This is a genomic window from Streptomyces sp. NPDC041970 (assembly GCF_055588985.1).
This window is the reverse complement of record NZ_JBVJCD010000084.1, coordinates 1-20,821: the sequence shown is the minus strand read 5'-3', so window position 1 is coordinate 20,821 and position 20,821 is coordinate 1. Positions and strand designations below refer to the sequence as shown.

Sequence of the window (20,821 nt, the reverse complement as noted above, 5' to 3'; positions counted from 1 at the left end):
CCCCCCCCCCCCCCCCCCCCCCCCCCCCCCCCCCCCCCCCCCCCCCCCCCCCCCCCCCCCCCCCCCCCCCCCCCCCCCCCCCCCCCCCCCCCACCGCCCGTTCAGAGGTACCGCTGGATCTCCCGCCGGGCCAGCGACCGCTGGTGCACCTCGTCCGGCCCGTCCGCGAGCCGCAGCGTGCGCGCCGCCGCCCACAGCTCCGCCAGCGGGAAGTCCTGGCCCACCCCGCCCGCGCCGTGCAACTGCACCGCCGCGTCCAGGATGTCCACCACCGCGCGGGGCGTGGCGATCTTGATGGCCTGGATCTCCGTGTGCGCGCCCCTGTTGCCCACCGTGTCCATCAGCCAGGCCGTCTTCAGCACCAGCAGCCGCACCTGCTCCACCGCGACCCGCGCGTCCGCGATCCAGTTCCGCACGACGCCCTGGTCGGCGAGCGGCCGGCCGAACGCCGTACGGTCCACCGCCCGCCGGCACATCAGCTCGATGGCCCGCTCCGCCATCCCGATCAGCCGCATACAGTGGTGGATCCGCCCCGGACCCAGCCGGGCCTGCGCGATGGCGAAGCCGCCGCCCTCCTCCCCGACCAGGTCGGCCACGGGCACCCGCACGTCGTGGAAGACCACCTCGGCGTGGCCGCCGTGCGCGTGGTCCTCGTACCCGTACACCCGCATCGCGCGCCGCACCTCCACCCCCGGCGCGTCGCGGGGCACCAGGACCATCGACTGCTGCCGGCGCGGGTCGCCGCAGTCCGGATCGGTCTTGCCCATCACGACGAAGACCGCGCAGTCCGGGTTCATGGCCCCGGAGATGTACCACTTGCGGCCGTTGAGGACGTACTCCCCGCCGTCCCGGACGATCCGGGTCTCGATGTTGGTCGCGTCCGAGGACGCCACGTCGGGCTCCGTCATCGCGAACGCGGAGCGGATCTCCCCGGCGAGCAGCGGCTCCAGCCACCGCCTCCGCTGCTCGGCGGTGCCGAACTGGGCCAGCACCTCCATGTTGCCGGTGTCCGGGGCGGCGCAGTTCAGCGCGGTCGGCGCGAGGTGCGGGGAGCGCCCGGTGATCTCCGCGAGCGGCGCGTACTGGAGGTTCGTCAGCCCGGCCCCGTACTCCGCGTCGGGCAGGAAGAGGTTCCACAGGCCCTGCCGGCGGGCCTCGGCCTTCAGCTCCCGTACGACCCGCGGGGTCTGCCACGGCGAGGCGAGCAGGGCCCGCTGCTCCTCGGCCACCGGCTCGGCCGGGTACACGTGCTCGTCCATGAAGGCGAGCAGCCTGCCCCGCAGCTCCTCGGTGCGGGCGTCGAACGCGAAGTCCATGGTCAGCCTTCCTGGAGGGTGGTGAGGCCGTGCTCGATGAAGACGGGGACGAGGTCGCCGATCCGGTCGAACCCGGCGCCGACGGTCTGGCCGAGGGTGTAGCGGTAGTGGATGCCCTCCAGGATCACGGCGAGCTTGAACCAGGCGAAGGCGGTGTACCAGGCGATGGCGGAGGCGTCCCGGCCCGAGCGGGCCGCGTAGCGCTCGACCAGCTCGGCGGGGGCCGGGTGGCCGGCCGCGCCGCTGGTGGTGGAGACGGGCGAGCCGGGCAGCGCCAGGTCGGAGCTGTACATCACCAGCAGCCCGAGGTCGGTCAGCGGGTCGCCGAGCGTGGACATCTCCCAGTCCAGGACGGCCCTGATCCGGTCGTCGGGGCCGAGCAGGACGTTGTCGAGGCGGTAGTCGCCGTGGACGACCGCGGGGGCGGGGGAGCGGGGCAGCTCGCGGCCGAGCGCGGCGTGCAGCTCGTCGACGCCGGCCAGCGCGCGGCCGCGGGAGGCGTCCAGTTGCCTGCCCCAGCGCCGCAACTGCCGCTCCAGGAAGCCGTCGGGCCGTCCGAAGTCCGCGAGCCCCACCGCCGCCGGGTCCACGGCGTGCAGGTCCACCAGGGCGTCCACCAGGCCGAGGACCGCCGCACGGGTGCGCTCGGGGCCCAGCGGGGCGAGCTGCTCGGCGGTGCGGTACGGGGTGCCCTCCACGTACTCCATCACGTAGAACGGCGCCCCGAGCACCGTCTCGTCCTCGCAGAGCAGCACCGGCCGCGGTACCGGCACGGCCGTGGGGTGCAGGGCGCTGATCACCCGGTGCTCGCGCCGCATGTCGTGCGCGGTGGCCAGCACGTGCCCGAGCGGCGGCCGGCGCACCACCCACCGGTCCGTCCCGTCCGTGACGGCGTACGTGAGGTTCGAGCGGCCGCCCTCGATCAGGCGCGCCGCGAGGGGGCCGCTCACCAGCCCCGGCCGCTCGTGGTCGAGGCGGCGGCGCAGCGCCTGCGGGTCGAGACCTGGCGGGTGTGGGCTCATGGGTGCACCTCCGGGCGACGGGACGGGTCCGGCCCATCATGCCGACCAGTCGGTATGTCGTCCACCCCCGGTGGCCCGCCGCAACCCGCGGCCCTGAGTTGCGCGGGGCCCGGTCCGCGCCGAAGGTCGAGGAATGAAGGCGATCAGCTACAGCGCGTACGGTTCCGCCGACGTCCTGGAGTACGGCGAGCGGCCCGAGCCCAAGGTCGGCCCCGACTCGGTCCTGGTGAAGGTGCGGGCGGCCGCGGTGAACCCGGTGGACTGGAAGGCCCGCGAGGGCTATCTGCGAAGCGGCCTCGACGCGGTCTTCCCGGTGATCCCCGGCTGGGACGTCTCCGGGGTGGTCGTCCAACCCGGCGTCGCCGTCGACGAGTTCGCGGTGGGGGACGAGGTCATCGGCTATGTGCGCGAGGACTTCCTCTCGCGCGGCACGTTCGCCGAGTACGTCGCCGCCCCCGTGCGGACCCTCGCCCGCAAGCCGCTGCGCCTCGGCTTCGAGGAGGCCGCGGGCCTGCCCCTGGCCGGGCTGAGCGCGTACCAGGTGCTGCACCGCACCCTGGAGGTCCGCGAGGGCGACACGGTCCTGGTCCACGCGGCGGCCGGCGGCGTCGGCTCGCTCGCCGTCCAGCTCGCCCGGCACTCCGGCTGCCGGGTCATCGGCACCGCGAGCGCCCGCAACCACGCCTACCTGCGCGACCTCGGCGCGGAGCCCGTGGAGTACGGCGAGGGCCTCGTCGACCGGCTGCGGGAGCTGGCCCCCGAGGGCGTCGACGCCGCCTTCGACACGGTGGGCGGCGACGCGCTGCGGGCCTCGGCGCAGACCCTCGCACCGGGCGGCCGGCTCGCCTCCATCGCCGACAGCGAGGTGCTGGCCTACGGCGGCCGCTACGCCTTCGTCCGCCCCGACGCGGCGGACCTGACCCGGCTGGCGGAGCTGGCCGACGAGGGCGTCGTCACCATCCATGTGGACCGGGTCTTCCCGCTGGAGCGGGCGGCCGAGGCGTACCGGCTGAACGAGGAGGGGCGCACCCGCGGCAAGATCGTGGTGACGGTGGACTGGGAGAGCTGACGGCCCGCCCGTCGCGGGCCGGTCCCGGCGCACGAGCGGCGGCCCACCGGCCGCCGGGGCGCCGCCCGTACGGACGCCGGACCCGCCGCCGTACGGGCGGCTCCCCCGCCGCAGGCCGGCGGCCGTACGGGCCGGGCCCTCACAGGACCATCGCCGCCGCGCACACCCCCAGCGCCACCGTGCACAGCGCGGCCGCCGCGGCGCCGCGCGGCGCCAGGGCCGCGGGCCGCGCCACCGCCATGGCCGCGCCCCGTCGGCGGGCCGTCCGCAGGAGCCCCAGCCAGGCCGCCCCGCCGAGCGCCGCCGCGAGCAGGGCGACCGGGTCCGCCCCGTCGAGCAGCGCCCGCCGCCCCGCGAGCAGCGCCACCACCGTGGCCGACAACGCGGTGCGCTGCCAAGCCAACCGGGTCCGCTCGGGCTGGAGTCCGGGGTCCCGGCCCCGCGCACCGGTCACCGGCCCCGCCGGTCGAGGAGGACCACCACCGCCATCGCCACGGCGGCGGCCGCGACCAGGAGGCTCAACAGCGTCGGGAACCGCGACAGGGGCAGGTCCTCCCCGCGCCGCATCGCCAGCTCGCACCGCACCCAGTGGTCGACCGCCCACAGCGCGCAGAGCACCCCGGCGGCCAGCAGCCCCAGGGCGAGCCCCGTCCCCATGCCCCACACCAGCTCCGGCAGGAACTGGTCCACGGCGAACCCGCCGCCGATCAGGGCCAGGGACGTCCGGATCCAGGCGAGGAAGGTCCGCTCGTTGGCCAGCGAGAACCGGTAGTCGGGCGTCTTCCCCTCCTCCCGGACGCGCCGCGGCGCACCCCACAGGCGCACGGTCCGCACGAACCCCCTCACCGGGGCGCGTCCGCTCCGCCCGCCGAGCGCCGGAACGCCCGCAGCCGCCGGTACGCCTCCAGGCCGTCGGGCACCCAGCTCCACTCGTCCAGGCGGCGCTCCAGCTCCGCCCCGTCGAGGAAGGCGTGCCAGGCGACCTCCTCGGCCTGCGGGGCGACCGGAAGCTCGCACCGCACCTGGTAGACGGCGGACCACCAGGTGTGCTCGGCGCTGGTGTACAGGAACCGGAACAGCGGCTCCGGCCGGGGGAGCCCCGAGACCCCCAGCTCCTCCTCCGCCTCGCGCAGCGCCGCCTCGTCGTACGACTCGCCCGCCCCCACCACCCCGCCGACGAACATGTCGTGGAACGAGGGGAAGACCAGCTTGGTCGGCGTGCGGCGGTGGACGAACACGCGCCCCTCGGCGTCCCGCGCCTCCACGAACACGCAGCGGTGGCGCAGCCTCCGCGCGGTCGCCTCCCCCCGCGTGGCCGTCCCCACCACCTCGTCGTTCTCGTCGACGATGTCCAGAATCTCCTCCGAGGGCGTCATGCGGCCCATCCAACCGCACCCGGACGGTTGACGTGGCAGCGGCCGGTACCCAAGATCGGACGCACGGGCGACACGACCGCCCGCGGAGCCCTTCCGGCCGTGCCCGTGCTTCCCGAGCCTCCCCGACAGGATGGAAACCATGGCGTACGACGCTGACGTGATCGTGATCGGGGCGGGGCTCGCGGGGCTCGTCGCCGCCGCCGAACTGGCCGAGGCCGGACGCTCGGTGATCGTCCTCGACCAGGAGCCCGAGCAGTCCATCGGCGGCCAGGCCCACTGGTCCTTCGGCGGCCTCTTCCTCGTCGACTCGCCCGAACAGCGCCGGTTGCGGATCAAGGACAGCCCGGAGCTGGCCCTCCAGGACTGGTTCGGCACGGCCGGCTTCGACCGGGAGCGGGAGGACCGCTGGCCGCGCCGATGGGCCGAGGCGTACGTCGACTTCGCCGCCGGGGAGAAGCGCTCCTGGCTGCACCGGCAGGGACTGCGGATCTTCCCGGTCGTCGGCTGGGCGGAGCGCGGCGGCTACGACGCGAACGGCCACGGCAACTCCGTGCCCCGCTTCCACATCACCTGGGGCACCGGCCCCGGCGTCGTCGCCCCCTTCGAGCGGCGGGTGCGCGAGGGCGTCGCCAGGGGCCTGGTCCACCTGCGGTTCCGCCACCGGGTCACCGGCCTCGCCCGCACCGCCGGGACGCTGGACACCGTCACCGGCGAGATCCTGGAGCCCAGCGGCGCCGCCCGCGGCGCGGCCAGCAGCCGGGAGGTCACCGGCGTCTTCGAGCTGAGGGCCCAGGCGGTCGTCGTCACCTCCGGCGGCATCGGCGGCAACCACGACCTGGTCCGCGCCCAGTGGCCCGCGCGCCTCGGCGCCCCGCCCGAGAAGATGCTCTCCGGGGTCCCCGCGCACGTCGACGGGCTGATGCTCGGCATCGCGGAGAAGGCGGGCGCCCACCACATCAACCGCGACCGGATGTGGCACTACACCGAGGGCATCGAGAACTGGAACCCGATCTGGGCCCGGCACGGCATCCGCATCCTGCCCGGCCCCTCGTCGCTCTGGCTGGACGCCCGCGGCAGGCGGCTGCCCGTCCCGCTCTTCCCCGGCTTCGACACGCTCGGCACCCTGGAGCACATCATGCGCTCCGGCCACGACCACACCTGGTTCGTGCTCGACCAGCGCATCATCGGCAAGGAGTTCGCGCTCTCCGGCTCCGAGCAGAACCCGGACCTGACCGGCAAGTCGGTCCGCGACGTGATCGGCCGCGCCCGCGCGGACGTGCCCGCGCCGGTCAAGGCGTTCATGGACCACGGGGCGGACTTCGTCGTCGAGAAGGACCTCGGCGCACTGGTGCGCGGCATGAACGCGGTCACGGGGGACGACCTCATCGACGAGGAGAGCCTGCGCCGCGAGATCACCGCCCGCGACCGTGAGATCGCCAACCCCTTCACCAAGGACCTCCAGGTCACCGCCGTCCGGGGGGCCCGCGCCTACTTGGGGGACCGCCTCATCCGCACGGCGAGGCCGCACCGCATCCTCGACCCGGCGGCGGGCCCGCTGATCGCCGTCCGCCTCAACATCCTCACCCGCAAGTCCCTGGGCGGCCTGGAGACGGACCTGTCCTCCCGTGTCCTGACCGCCGGGGGCGACGTGCTGCCCGGCCTGTACGCGGCGGGGGAGGCGGCGGGCTTCGGCGGCGGCGGCGTCCACGGCTACCGCTCGCTGGAGGGCACGTTCCTGGGCGGCTGCCTCTTCTCCGGCCGGGCCGCCGGGCGGGCCGCCGCCCACGCCACGGCCTGATCGCCCCCGGCCTGATCGCCCCCGACCGGTGCGCCCCCGACCGGTGCGGGCCGGTCCGGCTCGCGCCGCGCCCGCGGCGCCCGTACCGGGCCGGGGCCTCACCCGGCGGCCGTCGGCGGCTCCCAGCGCTCGACCACCCGGAACCGCTCCGCCACGACCATCGTCCCGTCGTCCACCGTGAACTCCGCGTCCCCCATCGCCTCCCGCATCTCCGCGCCGTGCCAGAACGCCTCGTGCGCCGCCCGCCACTCGGCCACCGACGTGTGCCCCTCGCCCTCGTCCCGCACATGGCCCAGGTCGACCGAGCCCAGCGGCAGCACCCGTACGCCGGTCACCTCCACCACGGCCACCTCCCGGCCGGCGGAGTCGATCAGCGCGGAGCGCTCGCCCACCGGCGGCAACTCCTCGTCCTCCAGCTCGTATTCGGCCAGCAGGCCGGTGGTGGAGACCTTCTCGCCGGAGAGGACGGCCGCCACCAGGCGGTCCCGCAGGGGGCCGGGGAAGGCCAGCAGGAAGGGCTTCAAGGGTTCGCGGTGCTCCATCCCGCCAGTGTCGCAGGCGGGCCCGGCGCGCCGCCCAGGCCCGCTCCCGGTCCGCCCCGGCGGCGGCTCGATACGCCCAGAACAAGCCAACTCTTCCGCGTTTCCGGGCAGTTGACGTGTGATCGCCCTTGACGCGGGGCACGGGCTGCCGGTTTGCTGTGCGCGATCATCCGCTCGCACACCGCGTCGAAAGAAGTCTGCGGCATGTCCCCGCCCCCGCCGCCCCTGGGCCGCTCCCGCCGTCGGGGCGGCCGACCGGACCACGCCTTCGACACGGCCCTCGACGACCTCGAACTCATCGACGCGCGCGCCCAGCTCGCCCAGGGCAGATGGGCCGACGCCCGCGCCCTGCTGGCGGCCACCGGGCGGGACTGGGACCGCCGGGGCCACCGGCTCCTGTCCCTCGCCGAGACCCCGTCCGCCCTCGACTGGGCCGGCGACTGGCTCCTCGTCGAACCCGAGAGCACGGACGCGGCCGCCCTCCTGGGGTGCGCCGCCGTCGCCCGCGCCCTGCGCCCCAAGGCCCGCGCCGGCGACGCCGCCCGCGCTCGGGAGACCTGCCTGGCCGCCGCCCGGCTCACCCCCGAGGACCCCACGCCCTGGCTCGCCCTGCTCCTGCTGGACCGGCTCCGCGCGGGCGGCGACGAGAGCGGCCGGCTCTTCGAGGAGGTGCGCTCCCGCCACCCCGAGCACCACCACGCCCATCACGTGATGACCGGCCTGCTGGCCGAGAGCCGCCCCGAGAGCGGCCAGGACCCGCTCCACGAGGTGTACGACTTCGCCTCCTGGGCCGCCGAGCAGGCCCCCGCCGACTCCCCGCTGGCGGTGCTCCCGGTCGTCGCCCACGCCGAGCGCTACCGCGTCCTGGTCGCCGCCGGCGTCGAGCCCGACGACCCGGCCGAGTCCGGCCACTGGTCGGGGCGCCGGGCCCGCCAGGTGATGAAGACCGCCTTCGACTGGTGGCTGGAGTGGGGCCGGGAGGACCATCCCCGCCACCGCGTCGACCTCAACTTCCTCGCCCACGCCAAGGTGTGCGAGGGCCGGCCCGCCGAGGCCGCGGCGCTGTTCCACCGCATCGGCCCGCACGCCACCGCCGAGCCCTGGTCGTACGGCGGCCACGAGCCCTACGCCGCGTTCGCCGCCGCCCGCACCTACGCGCTCGGCGCGCCGTGACCCGTGCCGGAACACCGGAAAACGCCACCTCCGAAGAAGGGACCACCCCGCCATGTCGACGGGCAGTTCGTACTCCAGTGACACCGAGGCCCCGAGAGCGATGAGCGGCACCGGCGGGATCACGACCTACAAGGGCACCGAACGCGCCCTGCGCGCCGACCGCCTCGGCACCACCGGCCTGCTCCTCTCGGTGGTCGCGGCCAGCGCCCCCCTGATGGTCGTCGCGGGGGTGATGCCCACGGTCTTCGGCGTGATGGGCGTCATCGGCCAGCCCCTGCTCTACATCATCCTCGGCGCCGTCCTGATCCTCTTCAGCGTCGGCTACGCGGAGATGAGCCGGCACGTCCACAACGCCGGCGCCTTCTACGCGTACATCGCACGCGGCCTCGGGCCGACCGCCGGGGCCGGCGCGTCGCTCGTGGCGCTGGTGGCGTACAGCGCGATGCAGGTCGGCATCTACGGCATCCTCGGCTTCGAGATCTCCGGCATCTTCGCCACCTACCTCGACATCGACGTGCGGTGGTGGGTGCCCGCCCTCGTCTCGGTCGTCGTGGTCGGCGTCCTGGGCTGGCTGAAGATCGACCTCAACGCGAAGGTGCTCGGCGTCCTGCTCGCCATCGAGTGCGCCCTCGTCGTCGTCTTCGACATCGCCGCCGTGAGCAAGCCGGGCCCCGAGGGGCTGTCGCTGCACGCCTTCAACCCGGAGACCCTGGCCGGGGCGGGCCTCGGCACCGCGCTCTGCTTCTGCATCGCCGCGTTCGTCGGCTTCGAGCAGGCCCCCGTGTACGCCGAGGAGACCAGCCGCCCGCAGATCGTGGTGTCCCGCGTGATGTTCCTCGCGGTCGGCTACGCGGCGCTGTTCCTCGCCGTCAGCTCCTGGGCCGTGACCGTCGCCGCCGGACCCGGCTTCGTCGCCGACACCTCCCTCAAGGAGGGCCCCGGCATGTTGTTCAGCCTCACCGAGGCGCGGCTCGGCTCCACGTTCACCGACGTGCTGCACGTCCTCTTCGTCACCGGGATGTTCGCGGCGCTCCTCAGCTTCCACAACGTGGTCGCCCGCTACGCGTTCGCGATGGGCCGCGAGGGGCTGCTGCCGGCCCGGTTCGGCCGCACCAACCGGGCCAGCGGCGCCCCCGGCACCGGCTCGATGCTCCAGTCCGCCCTCTCCGTCGTGATCGTGCTCGCCTTCGCCCTCACCGACGACCGCCCGGTCGGCGACCCCACCGCCCCGGTCCTGCGCCTGTTCACCTGGATGGGCAACGTCGGGGCGCTCGGCATCATCCTGCTGATGGCGGCCGCCTCCTTCGCCGTCATCGCGTTCTTCGTCAAGCGCGGCGCGGGCCGCGCGCAGGCGCCGCGGCTGGTCGCCTCCGCCCTCGCCGGGCTCGCGCTGCTGTCGATCGCCTTCTTCACCGTCCGCGACTTCGACGTCCTCGTCGGCTCCGGCCCCGGCTCCACCCTCCACTGGCTGCTGCCCGGCGTGATCGGCCTCGCCCTGGTCGGCGGGCTCGTGTACGGGGCGGTCCTGCGCTCGGTCAAGCCCGAGGTGCACGCCCGTATCGGCCTCGGCAACGAGGCGTTCCGGCTGGAGAAGGCGGCCGAGAGCCGGTCCGCCGGCCGCTGAGCCCCCGTACGGGGAACGCGCCCCCGCCGGTGTCACCGGGAGGGCGCGTTCTCGTACGGGAGCGGCCGGGGCCGCCGCTACAACACCAGCGACAGCAGCAGGATGAAGGCCATGGCGACCACGGAGATGAGGGTCTCCATCACCGACCAGGTCTTGACCGTCTGGCCGACGTCCATCCCGAAGTACTCCTTCACCAGCCAGAACCCCGCGTCGTTGACGTGGCTGAAGAAGAGCGAACCGGCCCCGACGGCGAGGACCAGCAGGGCCGCGTGCGAGGTGGACATGTCGGCGGCCAGCGGGGCGACCAGACCGGCGGCGGAGATGGTGGCGACCGTGGCCGAGCCCGTGGCGAGGCGTATCGCGACCGCGATGAGCCAGCCGAGCAGCAGGGCGGGGATCGACCAGTCCTCCGAGAAGTCCAGGATCATCCGGCCCACGCCGGCGTCGATCAGCGTCTGCTTGAAGCCGCCGCCCGCGCCGACGATCAGCAGGATCCCGGCGATCGGGGCGAGGGACTTCTCCACGGTCGCGGAGATCCGGTCCTTGGTGAACCCGGCGGCCCGGCCGAGGGTGAACATCCCGACCAGGACGGCCGCGAGCAGCGCGATCAGCGGCGAGCCGATCACGTCGGTGACGCGCTGGACGCCGTCGTCGGGGTCGTCCACGACGATCTCGACGAACGCCTTGACCAGCATCAGCGCGACCGGCAGCAGGATGGTCGCCAGCGTCGCGCCGAAGCTCGGGCGGCGGTCCAGGTCCTCGGACGGACGCTGCGGGACCAGGTTCTCCGGCGGCTTCACGTCCACCCAGCGCGCGGCGTAGCGGGAGAACAGCGGACCGGCGATGACCACGGTCGGGACGGCGACCAGCACGCCGAGCGCCAGCGTCACGCCGAGGTTGGCGTCGAGGGCGTCGATCGCGACCAGCGGGCCGGGGTGCGGCGGGATGAGCCCGTGCATCACCGAGAGCCCGGCCAGGGCCGGGATGCCGATCCGCATCAGGGAGTAGTCGCCGCGCTTGGCGACGAGCAGCACCACCGGGATCATCAGCACGATCCCGACCTCGAAGAACAGCGGCAGCCCGATGATCGAGGCGATCAGCACCATCGCCCACGGCATGACCCGCCCGTGCGCCTTCGCCAGGATGGTGTCGACGACCTGGTCGGCGCCGCCGGAGTCGGCGAGCAGCTTGCCCAGGATGGCGCCGAGCGCGATGAGGACGCCCACGCCCGAGACGGTGGAGCCGAGCCCCGCGGTGAAGCTGGCGATCGTGTCGACCGGCGCCGCCCCCGCGAAGGAGCCGAGCGCGAGCGAGCCGATGGTCAGAGCCAGGAACGCGTGGGTCTTGAGCTTGGTGATGAGAAGGACGATGACGGCGATGCCCGCCAGGACGGCGATGCCCAACTGGGCGTTGCCGGCCGAGGTGATCGGTTCGGCGGCGTCCGCTGCCAGCATCTCGACGCTGAGACTGGTCACGGTGATGATCCTTCTAGCTGTCGAGCCGGCGCAGCGCGGCGACGGCTCGCTGGGTGATTTCCTCGGGAGTGCCGGACACGTCGACGCTCACCCCGGCCTCGTCGGCCTGGAGCGGCTCCAACGTGGCGAACTGGGAGTCGAGCAGCGCGGTGGGCATGAAGTGCCCCTTGCGCTCCGTCATCCGCTCCTCGATCAGCGCCCGGTCGCCGGTCAGGTGGAGGAAGACGGCGCCGGGCGCCCCGGCCCGCAGGCGGTCGCGGTAGATCCGCTTCAGCGCCGAACTGGAGACCACCCCGCCGAGCCCCGCCCGACCGTGGGCCCACCGGCCGATCGCGTCCAGCCAGGGGCGGCGGTCCTCGTCGTCCAGGGGGGTGCCCGCCGACATCTTGGCGATGTTGGCCGGGGGATGGAAGTCATCGCCCTCGGCGTAGGGAACGCCGAGTTCGGCGGCGAGCAGGGGACCGATCGTGGTCTTGCCGGTTCCTGCTACGCCCATCACCACGACGACGTGGGGGGTGCTCATGGGTGCCTCGCTGTCTTCTTCGACATCGGTCCGTCGCGCTACTGAAACCTATGAGGTACGACGTATTCAAGAGGATGTGATGTAAACGTCGTACTTTTCGCCCGGGGAGGCCGCCCCGTAAGCTGAGGCCATGACCGCACGGAGCCAGGGGCTGCATACGCATGTGCTGGACACCCTGGGTCTGGAGATCTGCTCCGGCCGGTTCCCTCCGGGCGGCGTCCTGCGCACCGACGAGCTCGCCCGGCGCTTCGACGTCTCCCGCACCGTCGTCCGCGAGGTGGTCCGGGTCCTGGAGTCGATGCACCTGGTCGCCTCGCGCCGCCGCGTCGGGGTGACCGTCCGCCCCACCGAGACCTGGAACGTCTACGACCCCCAGGTCATCCGCTGGCGGCTGGCCGGCGCCGACCGCCCCCGCCAGCTCCGCTCCCTCACCGTGCTGCGCTCCGCGATCGAGCCGGTCGCCGCGGCCCTCGCCGCCCGCCACGCCACCGCCGAGCAGTGCGCCGCCCTCACCGAACGCGCCCTCGGCATGGTCGCCACCTCGCGCGGCCAGCAGTTGGAGGGCTACCTCGAACACGACGTCGCCTTCCACCGCATCGTCCTCGACGCCTCCGGCAACGAGATGTTCGCCCGCCTCGGGGACGTCGTCGCCGAGGTCCTCGCGGGCCGCACCCACCACCAGGTGATGTTCGAGGACCCCGACCCGGCCGCCGTCACCCTGCACGTCCGGCTCGCCGAGGCGGTCCGCGAGGGCGACCCGGAGGCCGCCGAGCGGCTCACCAAGGAGATCGCGGCCGGCGCCCTGCACGAGCTGGACGTCCTGGCCCCGTAGACCCTCCCCCGCACGGGCGTACGGGACCGGCGCGGCCCCCTCGCGGCGCGGCGCCGTGACACCCTCCGGGGACGTACGGTTGTTCGCGTTCGATCTTCGCGGAGCCCAGGAGCAGGGAGAGCACGGTTATGGCGCAGCAGGTGCAAGGAGTCGTCGCACCGGGAAAGAACGAGCCGGTGCGGGTCGAGACGATCGTGGTCCCGGACCCCGGTCCGGGCGAGGCCGTCGTCCGGATCCAGGCGTGCGGCGTCTGCCACACCGACCTGCACTACAAGCAGGGCGGCATCAACGACGACTTCCCCTTCCTCCTCGGCCACGAGGCCGCGGGCGTCGTGGAGTCGGTCGGCGAAGGCGTCACGGACGTCGCCCCCGGCGACTTCGTCGTCCTCAACTGGCGCGCCGTGTGCGGCCAGTGCCGAGCCTGTCTGCGCGGCCGCCCCTGGTACTGCTTCGACACCCACAACGCGAAGCAGAGGATGACGCTGCTGGACGGCACCGAGCTGTCGCCCGCGCTCGGCATCGGCGCGTTCGCCGAGAAGACCCTCGTCGCCTCCGGCCAGTGCACCAAGGTCGACCCGGAGGTCTCCCCGGCCGTGGCCGGGCTGCTGGGCTGCGGCGTCATGGCCGGCATCGGCGCCGCCATCAACACCGGCCAGGTCGGCCGGGGCGACTCGGTGGCCGTCATCGGCTGCGGCGGCGTCGGCGACGCGGCCGTCGCCGGTGCGCGCCTGGCCGGCGCGGCGAGGATCATCGCGGTCGACATCGACGACCGCAAGCTGGAGACGGCCAGGAGGATGGGCGCCACCCACACCGTCAACTCCCGCACCACCGACCCCGTCGAGGCCATCCGCGGCCTCACCGGCGGCCACGGCGCGGACGTCGTCATCGAGGCCGTCGGCCGCCCCGAGACCTACCGGCAGGCGTTCTACGCCCGCGACCTCGCCGGCACGGTCGTCCTGGTCGGCGTCCCCACCCCGGAGATGACCCTCGAACTGCCCCTGCTGGACGTCTTCGGCCGCGGCGGCTCGCTCAAGTCCTCCTGGTACGGCGACTGCCTGCCCTCCCGCGACTTCCCCATGCTCATCGACCTGCACCAGCAGGGCCGCCTGGACCTGGCCGCCTTCGTCACCGAGACGATCGGCCTCGGCGACGTCGAGCAGGCCTTCGCCCGGATGCACGACGGCGACGTCCTGCGCTCGGTGGTGGTCCTCTGATGGCCGCGCGCATCGACCACCTGGTCACCTCCGGCGCCTTCACGCTCGACGGCGGCACCTGGGACGTCGACAACAACGTCTGGATCGTCGGCGACGACAGCGAGGCGATCGTCATCGACGCCGCCCACGACGCCGCCGCCATCGAGGCCGCCCTCGGCGGCCGCACGCTGCGCGCCATCGTCTGCACCCACGCGCACAACGACCACATCGACGCCGCCCCCGCCCTCGCGGACGCCACCGGCGCGCCGATCCTGCTCCACCCGGACGACCTGCCGCTGTGGCGGCAGACCCACCCGGACCGCGCCCCCGACGGCGAACTGGCCGACGGCCAGGAGCTGGAGGTCGCCGGCGCCACCCTCACCGTCCTGCACACCCCCGGCCACGCCCCCGGCGCGGTCTGCCTCCACGCCCCCGCCCTCGCCACCGTCTTCACCGGCGACACGCTCTTCCAGGGCGGCCCCGGCGCCACCGGCCGGTCCTTCTCGCACTTCCCGACGATCATCGACTCGATCCGGGACCGGCTGCTCACCCTGCCGGGCGCCACCGCCGTGCGCACCGGCCACGGCGACTCCACCACGATCGGCGCGGAGGCCCCGCGACTCGGCGACTGGATCGAGCGCGGCCACTGAGGACCGCGCACGTCACCCCTCCGGCCAGGCGGAGAGCCGCAGCCCGCTCTCGAAGCGGCGCGGCTCTCCACCGACCGGGTCGGTGAACTCCAGCACCCGCGCCAGCAACTGCAACGGCCGGGAGAAGTCCTCCACCGCCCCCTCCGGCTCCACCACCGGATACAGCGGATCGTGGAGGATCGGCGCCCCCAGCGCGTTCATGTGGACCCGCAGTTGGTGCGTCCGCCCGGTCGCCGGCAGCAGCCGGTACCGCCCCAGCCCGCCCCGCCGCTCCACCAGCTCCACCCGGCTCTCGCTGTTGGCCTCGCCCGGCTCCTCACGCGCCGCGAGCACCCCGCGCTCCTTCACGATCCGGCTCCGCACGGTCCGGGGCAGGGCCAGCTCCGGGTCGTACGGGGCCACCGCCTCGTACTCCTTGCGCACCAGCCGGTCCCGGAACAGCGTCTGGTACGCGCCCCGCTCCTCGGGCCGCACCACGAAGAGCACCAGCCCCGCGGTCAGCCGGTCCAGCCGGTGCGCGGGCTGCAGCGCGGGCAGCCCCAGCTCCCGCCGGAGCCGGGCCACCGCGGTCTCGGTGACGTGCCGCCCCCGCGGCGTGGTCGCCAGGAAGTGCGGCTTGTCCGCGACCACCACATGCGCGTCCCGGTACACCACCCCCACCGGGAAGGGCACCGGCTCCTCGGGCGCGAAGTCCCGGTGGAACCAGAGGCAGCGCCCGGCGGCGTACGGCTCCTCGCCCCGCACCGCCTCGCCGTCCGCCCCCACGAACCGGCCCGCGTCGAGCATCGCCGCCACCCGCGCCGCCCCGATCGCCCCGCCGAACCGCGCCGCCAGATGCTCCCCGACCGACCCCCAGCGCCCCTCCGCGTCCTCGGGCAACCGCACCCGCACCGCGTCGATCCCGTCCCGCTGGGGGAGCGGAGCCCCCACCGCTCCCCGGCGGCCCCTCATGCCCGCGCCGCCCCGCCGCGGACCGGGCAGGCGGACCCGCCGCCCGACTCCCCGAGCCGGCGCAGGATCTCCACGGAGAGCAGGTCCTCCTTGCCCTTGAAGGCGTCCGCGACCACCGGGTCGCCGGGCAGGACCGCCTCGGCGGAGACGTTGTCCTGGACGATCCGGGCGAGGTTGTCCAGGGCGACGAAGACCGGGTCGCGCGGGATCTCCACGGTCGGCAGGTCGATCAGATGGGTGGCGACCTTCGCCGGGTTCATGCAGCGCCGGACGATGATCGACGCCTGGTTCAGCTCGGACGTCGTCCAGATCGACAGCACGACCGTGTACAGGTCCTTCCACGCCTCCTCCCCGACGACCCCCCGCCACCTGCGCATGAGCCCTTCCACGCCGTGGATCTGCGCCGCGGCCGCGTACTCCATGGTGGTGCGGACGGCGGGGTACGCCCTGCCGGAGAAGTCCTGGAAGGACGCCAGGTCGAAGGCCCGGTCGCGCACCGAGGCGCGGACGAACGCGAGCGCCCCGTCCAGGATCGTCCGGCAGGCGTCTTCCAGCCCCTGGGGCAGAGCGGCCCTCCCCAGCCGTGCGCGGGCGGTGGCGAGCGTGGCGGCGTACTCCTGGAGCGGGCTGATCCAGCCGTGCGACCCGGCCCTCGCGGAGGCGACCATGTCCAGGTCGTGGGGGTCGATGCGAGCGGCGTTGGGGACGTTGGGCACCCGGTCGTCCAGATGGGCGGCGACGGTCGAGAAGATCCCCTGGGGGGCGTGGGCGATCGACTTCGCCAGCTCGAACAGCTCGGGCACCGGATTGGCGGTCTCCCGCCGGCCGTCGCCGCGGACGAGCGTGAACCTGCCGCCGGTGGCGTCGTTCTGGACGACGATCACCGGGCCCAGACGGCCGATCAGCGCGGACTTCAGCGCCGCGTAGTTCGCCCGCATCCCGGCGTTGACCGCCCGGATCGCGTCACGGGCCTCCGCCTCGGCGCCCGAGGCGCCCGCGGGGGCGGTGGCGGCGGCGGACGGGGCGGCCCCCAGGCACGCCGCGGCGCCGGCCGCCGACATCCCGTCGATGAACCCTCTGCGAGTGACCATTCCCGTCCTTCCCCCTGCGCGCGGACCTTGCCGCGCACCCCGCGGCGACCACCGGCCAGTGTCCCGGAGGGCGGCTCCCCGAGCGGCCCGCGCCACGCGCGTCGGCGTCCGGGGCGCCCGGCGCCGGTGGGGGCGAAAACGCAGAAAACCCCAGGTGACCTGGGGTTTTCGCTGGTGTCCGAGGGGGGACTTGAACCCCCACGCCCGATAAAGGGCACTAGCACCTCAAGCTAGCGCGTCTGCCATTCCGCCACCCGGACAAGGTGTCTGTCGCACGGGCCCTGGCCCGTTCCGACGTGGAAAACCATAGCAAACATTCAGGGGTGCTCGATCACGCCGATGGCTGTGAACGCCGCGTGACGGAGGGCGGGCGGCCTTGGGCGCGGGCCCGCGGCGCGGGAGGATGGGCGGGAGCACCGCAGCGACAGTGGAAGGAACCAGCGTGAGCGAGAGCAGCACGGACCGGACCGTCACCGGCGGCGACGCCGAGAGGGAGGTCGTGGACCTCTGTCGCGACCTGATCAGGATCGACACCAGCAACTACGGCGACCACTCCGGCCCCGGCGAGCGGTGCGCGGCCGAGTACGTCGCGGAGAAGCTCGCGGAGGTCGGCCTGGAGCCGCGGATCTTCGAGTCGCACAAGGGGCGCGCCTCCACGGTCGCCCGGATCGAGGGCGAGGACCCCTCCCGGCCGGCGCTGCTCATCCACGGGCACACCGACGTCGTCCCGGCCAACGCGGCGGACTGGACGCACGACCCCTTCTCCGGCGAGATCGCGGACGGATGCGTCTGGGGCCGGGGCGCCGTCGACATGAAGGACATGGACGCGATGACCCTCGCGGTCGTCCGGGAGCGGATGCGCACCGGCCGCAAGCCCCCGCGCGACATCGTGCTGGCCTTCCTCGCGGACGAGGAGGCCGGCGGCACGTACGGGGCCCGCTACCTCGTGGACAACCATCCGGAGCTGTTCGAGGGCGTCACCGAGGCGATCAGCGAGGTCGGCGGCTTCTCCTTCACCGTCAACGAGAACCTGCGCCTGTATCTGGTGGAGACCGCCCAGAAGGGGATGCACTGGATGAAGCTCACCGTGGACGGCACCGCCGGGCACGGTTCGATGATCCACAAGGACAACGCCATCACGGAGCTGTCGGAGGCCGTCGGGCGGCTGGGGCGGCACAAGTTCCCGGTGCGGGTCACCAAGACGCTGCGGCACTTCCTGGACGAGCTGTCCGACGCGCTGGGCACCGAGCTGGACCCGGAGGACATGGACGGGACGCTGGCCAAGCTGGGCGGCATCGCCAAGCTGATCGGGGCCTCCCTCCAGAACACCGCCAACCCCACGCAGCTCGGCGCGGGCTACAAGGTCAACGTCATCCCCGGCCAGGCGACCGCCCACGTCGACGGCCGCTACCTGCCGGGGTACGAGGAGGAGTTCCTGGCCGACCTGGACCGGCTGCTCGGCCCGAACGTCCGGCGCGAGGACGTGCACGCGGACAAGGCGCTGGAGACCACGTTCGACGGAGCCCTGGTGGACGCCATGCAGACCGCGCTGGTGGCCGAGGACCCGATCGCCCGGGCCGTCCCGTACATGCTGTCGGCCGGGACCGACGCGAAGTCCTTCGACGACCTGGGCATCCGGGGCTTCGGCTTCGCGCCGCTGAAGCTGCCGCCGGAGCTGGACTTCGCCGGGATGTTCCACGGCGTGGACGAACGGGTCCCGGTGGACGGTCTGCAGTTCGGCGTGCGGGTGCTCGACCGGTTCATCGACCACTCCTGACCCGCCCGCCCCTGCCTCCGCACTGATTAGTCCGGCTGTACGAATATGTCCGAACGAGTGAAACGAGCTGTTTACACGTAGCTCCGCCATCTCCTCCTCGTTACAAGGTTTGCGGTCCGCGGCTGGGGCCGCATTTCCCACTAGGAGGAATCATGATCAAGAAGGTCGTCGCAGTTGCGGCTGCTACGGGTGGCCTCGTTCTCGCGGGTGCGGGCATGGCTTCCGCCGACGCGGGCGCCCAGGGTGCCGCCATCGGCAGCCCCGGCGTGCTTTCCGGCAACGTCGTGCAGGTCCCGATCCACGTGCCGATCAACGTGTGCGGCAACACGATCTCCGTGATCGGTCTGCTGAACCCCGCCTTCGGCAACACCTGCGTCAACGCGTGACGTTGCACGTCGACCCGTAAGGGTTGAGCTCGTCCGGTCCCGGAGTGCACTCCATGCACTCCGGGACCGTTCGGCATTCGGCTCCCGCACGGTCATGTCCGGGGGTTTTTCGGAAGGCAGAAGGCAGGGAACGAACCTATGCGACAGGTCACTCGTAAAGGCCTGATCACCATGGCGGCGGCGGGCGGGGTCCTCGCGCTCGGCAGCGGCTACGCCCACGCCGACTCCGGGGCGTCCGGCACCGCGTCCGGCTCGCCGGGGGTGCTGTCCGGCAACTCGATCCAGGTCCCGATCGACATCCCGGTGAACGTGTGCGGCAACGGCGTCAGCGTCGGCGGACTGCTCAACCCCGTGACCGGGAACGGCTGCGGAAACGGATCAGCACCGTCCGACCGGTCCGCCGGACCGGGGTCCCCCGCGGCCGACGGCGGCCCCGGAAACGGCGCGCGGGCGGGCGGCGCCGACGCCGCGGACCGGCACGCGGGGCCGGGCGCGGACCACCGGGCCACCGGCGGCGGCGCCTCGGCGGAAGGGGTCGCACAGGGCTCGCCCGGCGTCCTCTCCGGCAACCACGTCGCCGTCCCGATCCACGTCCCGGTGAACGTGTGCGGCAACGGCGTCACCGTCGGCGGACTGCTGAACCCCGTCTTCGGCAACGAGTGCGTCAACGCCGAGATCCCGCCCCCGCCGCCCGAGCGGCCGGAGGTCCCGCCGGTCACGCCGGAGAAGCCGGTCGAGCCGCCGACCGCCCGTCCGCCCCGGCCGAACGCCCCCGAGCCGCAGGTCCTCCCGCACGAGCAGCTCGCGCAGACCGGCTCGGGCGGGCTCGACGTGATCATCCCGGCCGGCGCCGGACTGCTGGTGGCCGGCATGGGCTCGGTCCTCTACCGCCGCACCCGCGACGCCGCCTGACATCGGGCGCGCGCCACCGGCGTACGGCGACGGCGGCGGGCTCCGCGAGCGCGGGGCCCGCCGACCGTCACCAGGTGGCCCGGAGCTGGCGGATGATCCGTCTGCGCAGCCGCACCCGGCGGCTGCCGTCCAGGCGCCGCGTCAGGCGGTCCAGCTCCCAGTGTCCGTACTCGGCGTGGTCGGTCAGCAGGCGGGCCGCTTCGCTGCGGGACACCCCGCGCGGCACGTACACGTCGATGAATTCGTATTCCGGCATCGCATCTATTGTGCGGGCACCGCCCCGGTACGGATAGCGTCTGCACTATGTCTGATGCTGCGCAGCCCACCGCTGCCGAGGTACGTGCCGCCGCCGAAGCGGTCAAAGCCGCGATCGACCGTCACCTCGGCGCGGTCGAACGCCGTACCGGGGACGACGACCCCGCCGTCTACGAGGCGTTCAACGCCCTTGCCGCTGCCGCCGAGGTCTACGACGAACTCCTCTACGAGCGCCACGACGAGGTCACCCCTTTCGAGATCCCCGCCGCGGACGACTCCCTGCCGCCCTACGCCGGCCCCGCGGAGCCCAGCGCCCTCAGCGTCCTGATCCGGCGCGACTACGCCGTCGTGGAGCCCCCGCGCCTCCTGGCCCAGGCCCAGCGCCTGGCCGACCTCGACGCGGGACCGGGCACGGCCCCGGTGGTCGGCTCCAGCGTCCATGCCGCGCTCGGCGTGCTCTTCGGGGAGTACGAGCCGGACGAGATCGCCTCCCGGCACAAGGAGTTCGGCCTGGAGGAGGGCGACTCCACGCTCTGGGTCTCGGCCGCTGACGCGCTCGCGGAGCCGGGGGAGTGGCTGGTGGCCCCGTTCGAGGACGCCGACCCGGAGCTGGTGGTGTGCCGTTTCGACGTCAGCGCGGTCTTCGACGAGGAGGACGATCCGGACGACGACGCCGGGCCGTCGGCGGGCGGCGCCTGACCCCGTCGCCTTCCGCACCGGACGCGGGGGGGGGGGGGGGGGGGGGGGGGGGGGGGGGGGGGGGGGGGGGGGGGGGGGGGGGGGGGGGGGGGGGGGGGGGGGGGGGGGGGGAGGGGAGAGGGGGGGGGGGGCCGGGGCGTGTGCCGCTGGGGGGAGA

General features: G+C 74.0%; 22 protein-coding genes and 1 tRNA gene. 11 read left to right on the top strand and 12 right to left on the bottom strand.

The annotated features are described in order from the left end of the window. Positions 1 to 101: 101 nt before the first annotated feature. Positions 102 to 1,316: an acyl-CoA dehydrogenase family protein gene (locus ACZ6EJ_RS26385; protein ID WP_469270569.1), complete on the bottom strand. Its 1,215-nt coding sequence runs from the start codon at positions 1,314 to 1,316 to the stop codon at positions 102 to 104. Positions 1,317 to 1,318: 2 nt separating this feature from the next. After that, complete coding sequence (locus tag ACZ6EJ_RS26380) at positions 1,319 to 2,338, bottom strand: phosphotransferase family protein (RefSeq protein ID WP_469270567.1); 1,020 nt, start codon at positions 2,336 to 2,338, stop codon at positions 1,319 to 1,321. 133 nt (positions 2,339 to 2,471) lie between these two features. Between ACZ6EJ_RS26380 and ACZ6EJ_RS26375 the strand changes: the two genes are divergently transcribed. Beyond that, positions 2,472 to 3,407 (top strand): NADP-dependent oxidoreductase, encoded by a 936-nt coding sequence (locus ACZ6EJ_RS26375; protein WP_469270566.1) that lies wholly within the window; start codon positions 2,472 to 2,474, stop codon positions 3,405 to 3,407. Positions 3,408 to 3,546: 139 nt separating this feature from the next. Here ACZ6EJ_RS26375 and ACZ6EJ_RS26370 read toward each other — a convergent pair whose 3' ends face one another. The 3 genes from ACZ6EJ_RS26370 to ACZ6EJ_RS26360 are packed head-to-tail and all read right to left on the bottom strand — an operon-like array spanning position 3,547 to position 4,783. After that, positions 3,547 to 3,861, bottom strand: a complete 315-nt coding sequence (locus ACZ6EJ_RS26370; protein ID WP_469270564.1) for a DUF202 domain-containing protein — start codon at positions 3,859 to 3,861, stop codon at positions 3,547 to 3,549. After that, on the bottom strand, positions 3,858 to 4,253 hold the full coding sequence (locus ACZ6EJ_RS26365; RefSeq protein WP_469270563.1) for a YidH family protein: 396 nt from the start codon (positions 4,251 to 4,253) through the stop codon (positions 3,858 to 3,860). The genes ACZ6EJ_RS26370 and ACZ6EJ_RS26365 overlap by 4 nt, the downstream gene beginning before the upstream one ends. Further along, on the bottom strand, positions 4,250 to 4,783 hold the full coding sequence (locus ACZ6EJ_RS26360) for an NUDIX domain-containing protein (protein WP_469270561.1): 534 nt from the start codon (positions 4,781 to 4,783) through the stop codon (positions 4,250 to 4,252). The genes ACZ6EJ_RS26365 and ACZ6EJ_RS26360 overlap by 4 nt, the downstream gene beginning before the upstream one ends. Before the next feature lie 139 nt (positions 4,784 to 4,922). Between ACZ6EJ_RS26360 and ACZ6EJ_RS26355 the strand changes: the two genes are divergently transcribed. Continuing rightward, entirely contained in the window at positions 4,923 to 6,581 is a 1,659-nt protein-coding gene (locus ACZ6EJ_RS26355) for an FAD-binding dehydrogenase (protein ID WP_469270560.1), read from the top strand. Positions 6,582 to 6,679: 98 nt separating this feature from the next. On the opposite strand, the gene ACZ6EJ_RS26350 is transcribed toward ACZ6EJ_RS26355, so the two are convergent. Further along, positions 6,680 to 7,123, bottom strand: coding sequence for an ASCH domain-containing protein (locus ACZ6EJ_RS26350; RefSeq protein ID WP_469270558.1), 444 nt, complete (start codon positions 7,121 to 7,123; stop codon positions 6,680 to 6,682). Between the two features lie 204 nt (positions 7,124 to 7,327). On the opposite strand from ACZ6EJ_RS26350, the gene ACZ6EJ_RS26345 reads away from it, so the two are divergent. Together ACZ6EJ_RS26345 and ACZ6EJ_RS26340 are read left to right on the top strand one after the other, a co-directional pair. Then, on the top strand, positions 7,328 to 8,296 hold the full coding sequence (locus ACZ6EJ_RS26345; protein ID WP_469270557.1) for a hypothetical protein: 969 nt from the start codon (positions 7,328 to 7,330) through the stop codon (positions 8,294 to 8,296). Between the two features lie 52 nt (positions 8,297 to 8,348). Continuing rightward, positions 8,349 to 9,920 (top strand): APC family permease, encoded by a 1,572-nt coding sequence (locus ACZ6EJ_RS26340; protein ID WP_469270556.1) that lies wholly within the window; start codon positions 8,349 to 8,351, stop codon positions 9,918 to 9,920. A 77-nt stretch (positions 9,921 to 9,997) separates the two neighbouring features. Here ACZ6EJ_RS26340 and ACZ6EJ_RS26335 read toward each other — a convergent pair whose 3' ends face one another. Beyond that, a complete protein-coding gene (locus ACZ6EJ_RS26335) occupies positions 9,998 to 11,395 on the bottom strand; it encodes a GntP family permease (protein WP_469270554.1) in 1,398 nt (465 codons plus the stop codon). A 13-nt stretch (positions 11,396 to 11,408) separates the two neighbouring features. Continuing rightward, a complete protein-coding gene (locus ACZ6EJ_RS26330) occupies positions 11,409 to 11,918 on the bottom strand; it encodes a gluconokinase (RefSeq protein WP_469270552.1) in 510 nt (169 codons plus the stop codon). A 130-nt stretch (positions 11,919 to 12,048) separates the two neighbouring features. Between ACZ6EJ_RS26330 and ACZ6EJ_RS26325 the strand changes: the two genes are divergently transcribed. The 3 genes from ACZ6EJ_RS26325 to ACZ6EJ_RS26315 all read left to right on the top strand — a co-directional run bounded on the left by ACZ6EJ_RS26325 (position 12,049) and on the right by ACZ6EJ_RS26315 (position 14,593). Continuing rightward, positions 12,049 to 12,750, top strand: coding sequence for a FadR/GntR family transcriptional regulator (locus tag ACZ6EJ_RS26325; RefSeq protein WP_469270550.1), 702 nt, complete (start codon positions 12,049 to 12,051; stop codon positions 12,748 to 12,750). Positions 12,751 to 12,878: 128 nt separating this feature from the next. Further along, a complete protein-coding gene (locus tag ACZ6EJ_RS26320) occupies positions 12,879 to 13,964 on the top strand; it encodes an S-(hydroxymethyl)mycothiol dehydrogenase (protein ID WP_469270549.1) in 1,086 nt (361 codons plus the stop codon). Continuing rightward, positions 13,964 to 14,593, top strand: a complete 630-nt coding sequence (locus ACZ6EJ_RS26315; RefSeq protein ID WP_469270547.1) for an MBL fold metallo-hydrolase — start codon at positions 13,964 to 13,966, stop codon at positions 14,591 to 14,593. Before ACZ6EJ_RS26320 ends, ACZ6EJ_RS26315 begins: the two co-directional genes overlap by 1 nt. A gap of 12 nt (positions 14,594 to 14,605) precedes the next feature. On the opposite strand, the gene ACZ6EJ_RS26310 is transcribed toward ACZ6EJ_RS26315, so the two are convergent. From ACZ6EJ_RS26310 to ACZ6EJ_RS26300, 3 genes are all read right to left on the bottom strand, one after another. Beyond that, positions 14,606 to 15,544: an RluA family pseudouridine synthase gene (locus tag ACZ6EJ_RS26310; protein WP_469270546.1), complete on the bottom strand. Its 939-nt coding sequence runs from the start codon at positions 15,542 to 15,544 to the stop codon at positions 14,606 to 14,608. Next, complete coding sequence (locus tag ACZ6EJ_RS26305) at positions 15,541 to 16,635, bottom strand: hypothetical protein (RefSeq protein ID WP_469270545.1); 1,095 nt, start codon at positions 16,633 to 16,635, stop codon at positions 15,541 to 15,543. Before ACZ6EJ_RS26305 ends, ACZ6EJ_RS26310 begins: the two co-directional genes overlap by 4 nt. A gap of 172 nt (positions 16,636 to 16,807) precedes the next feature. Further along, positions 16,808 to 16,895, bottom strand: a tRNA-Leu gene (locus tag ACZ6EJ_RS26300). A gap of 182 nt (positions 16,896 to 17,077) precedes the next feature. Here ACZ6EJ_RS26300 and ACZ6EJ_RS26295 point away from each other — a divergent pair. The 3 genes from ACZ6EJ_RS26295 (at position 17,078) to ACZ6EJ_RS26285 (ending at position 19,710) form a co-directional block, all read left to right on the top strand. Continuing rightward, entirely contained in the window at positions 17,078 to 18,412 is a 1,335-nt protein-coding gene (locus ACZ6EJ_RS26295) for a M20/M25/M40 family metallo-hydrolase (RefSeq protein WP_469270544.1), read from the top strand. A gap of 152 nt (positions 18,413 to 18,564) precedes the next feature. Further along, positions 18,565 to 18,798, top strand: coding sequence for a chaplin ChpH (gene chpH, locus ACZ6EJ_RS26290; protein WP_469270542.1), 234 nt, complete (start codon positions 18,565 to 18,567; stop codon positions 18,796 to 18,798). Positions 18,799 to 18,936: 138 nt separating this feature from the next. After that, positions 18,937 to 19,710, top strand: coding sequence for a chaplin (locus ACZ6EJ_RS26285; protein WP_469270540.1), 774 nt, complete (start codon positions 18,937 to 18,939; stop codon positions 19,708 to 19,710). A gap of 67 nt (positions 19,711 to 19,777) precedes the next feature. On the opposite strand, the gene ACZ6EJ_RS26280 is transcribed toward ACZ6EJ_RS26285, so the two are convergent. Then, positions 19,778 to 19,966 carry a DUF5703 family protein gene (locus tag ACZ6EJ_RS26280; protein WP_469270538.1) on the bottom strand — a complete coding sequence of 63 codons (189 nt, stop codon included), beginning with the start codon at positions 19,964 to 19,966 and terminating at the stop codon, positions 19,778 to 19,780. Between the two features lie 47 nt (positions 19,967 to 20,013). On the opposite strand from ACZ6EJ_RS26280, the gene ACZ6EJ_RS26275 reads away from it, so the two are divergent. Beyond that, the gene (locus ACZ6EJ_RS26275; RefSeq protein ID WP_469270536.1) at positions 20,014 to 20,664 is read left to right on the top strand and encodes a hypothetical protein; all 651 of its coding nucleotides are present in this window, start codon (positions 20,014 to 20,016) and stop codon (positions 20,662 to 20,664) included. The last annotated feature ends 157 nt before the right edge of the window (positions 20,665 to 20,821 follow it).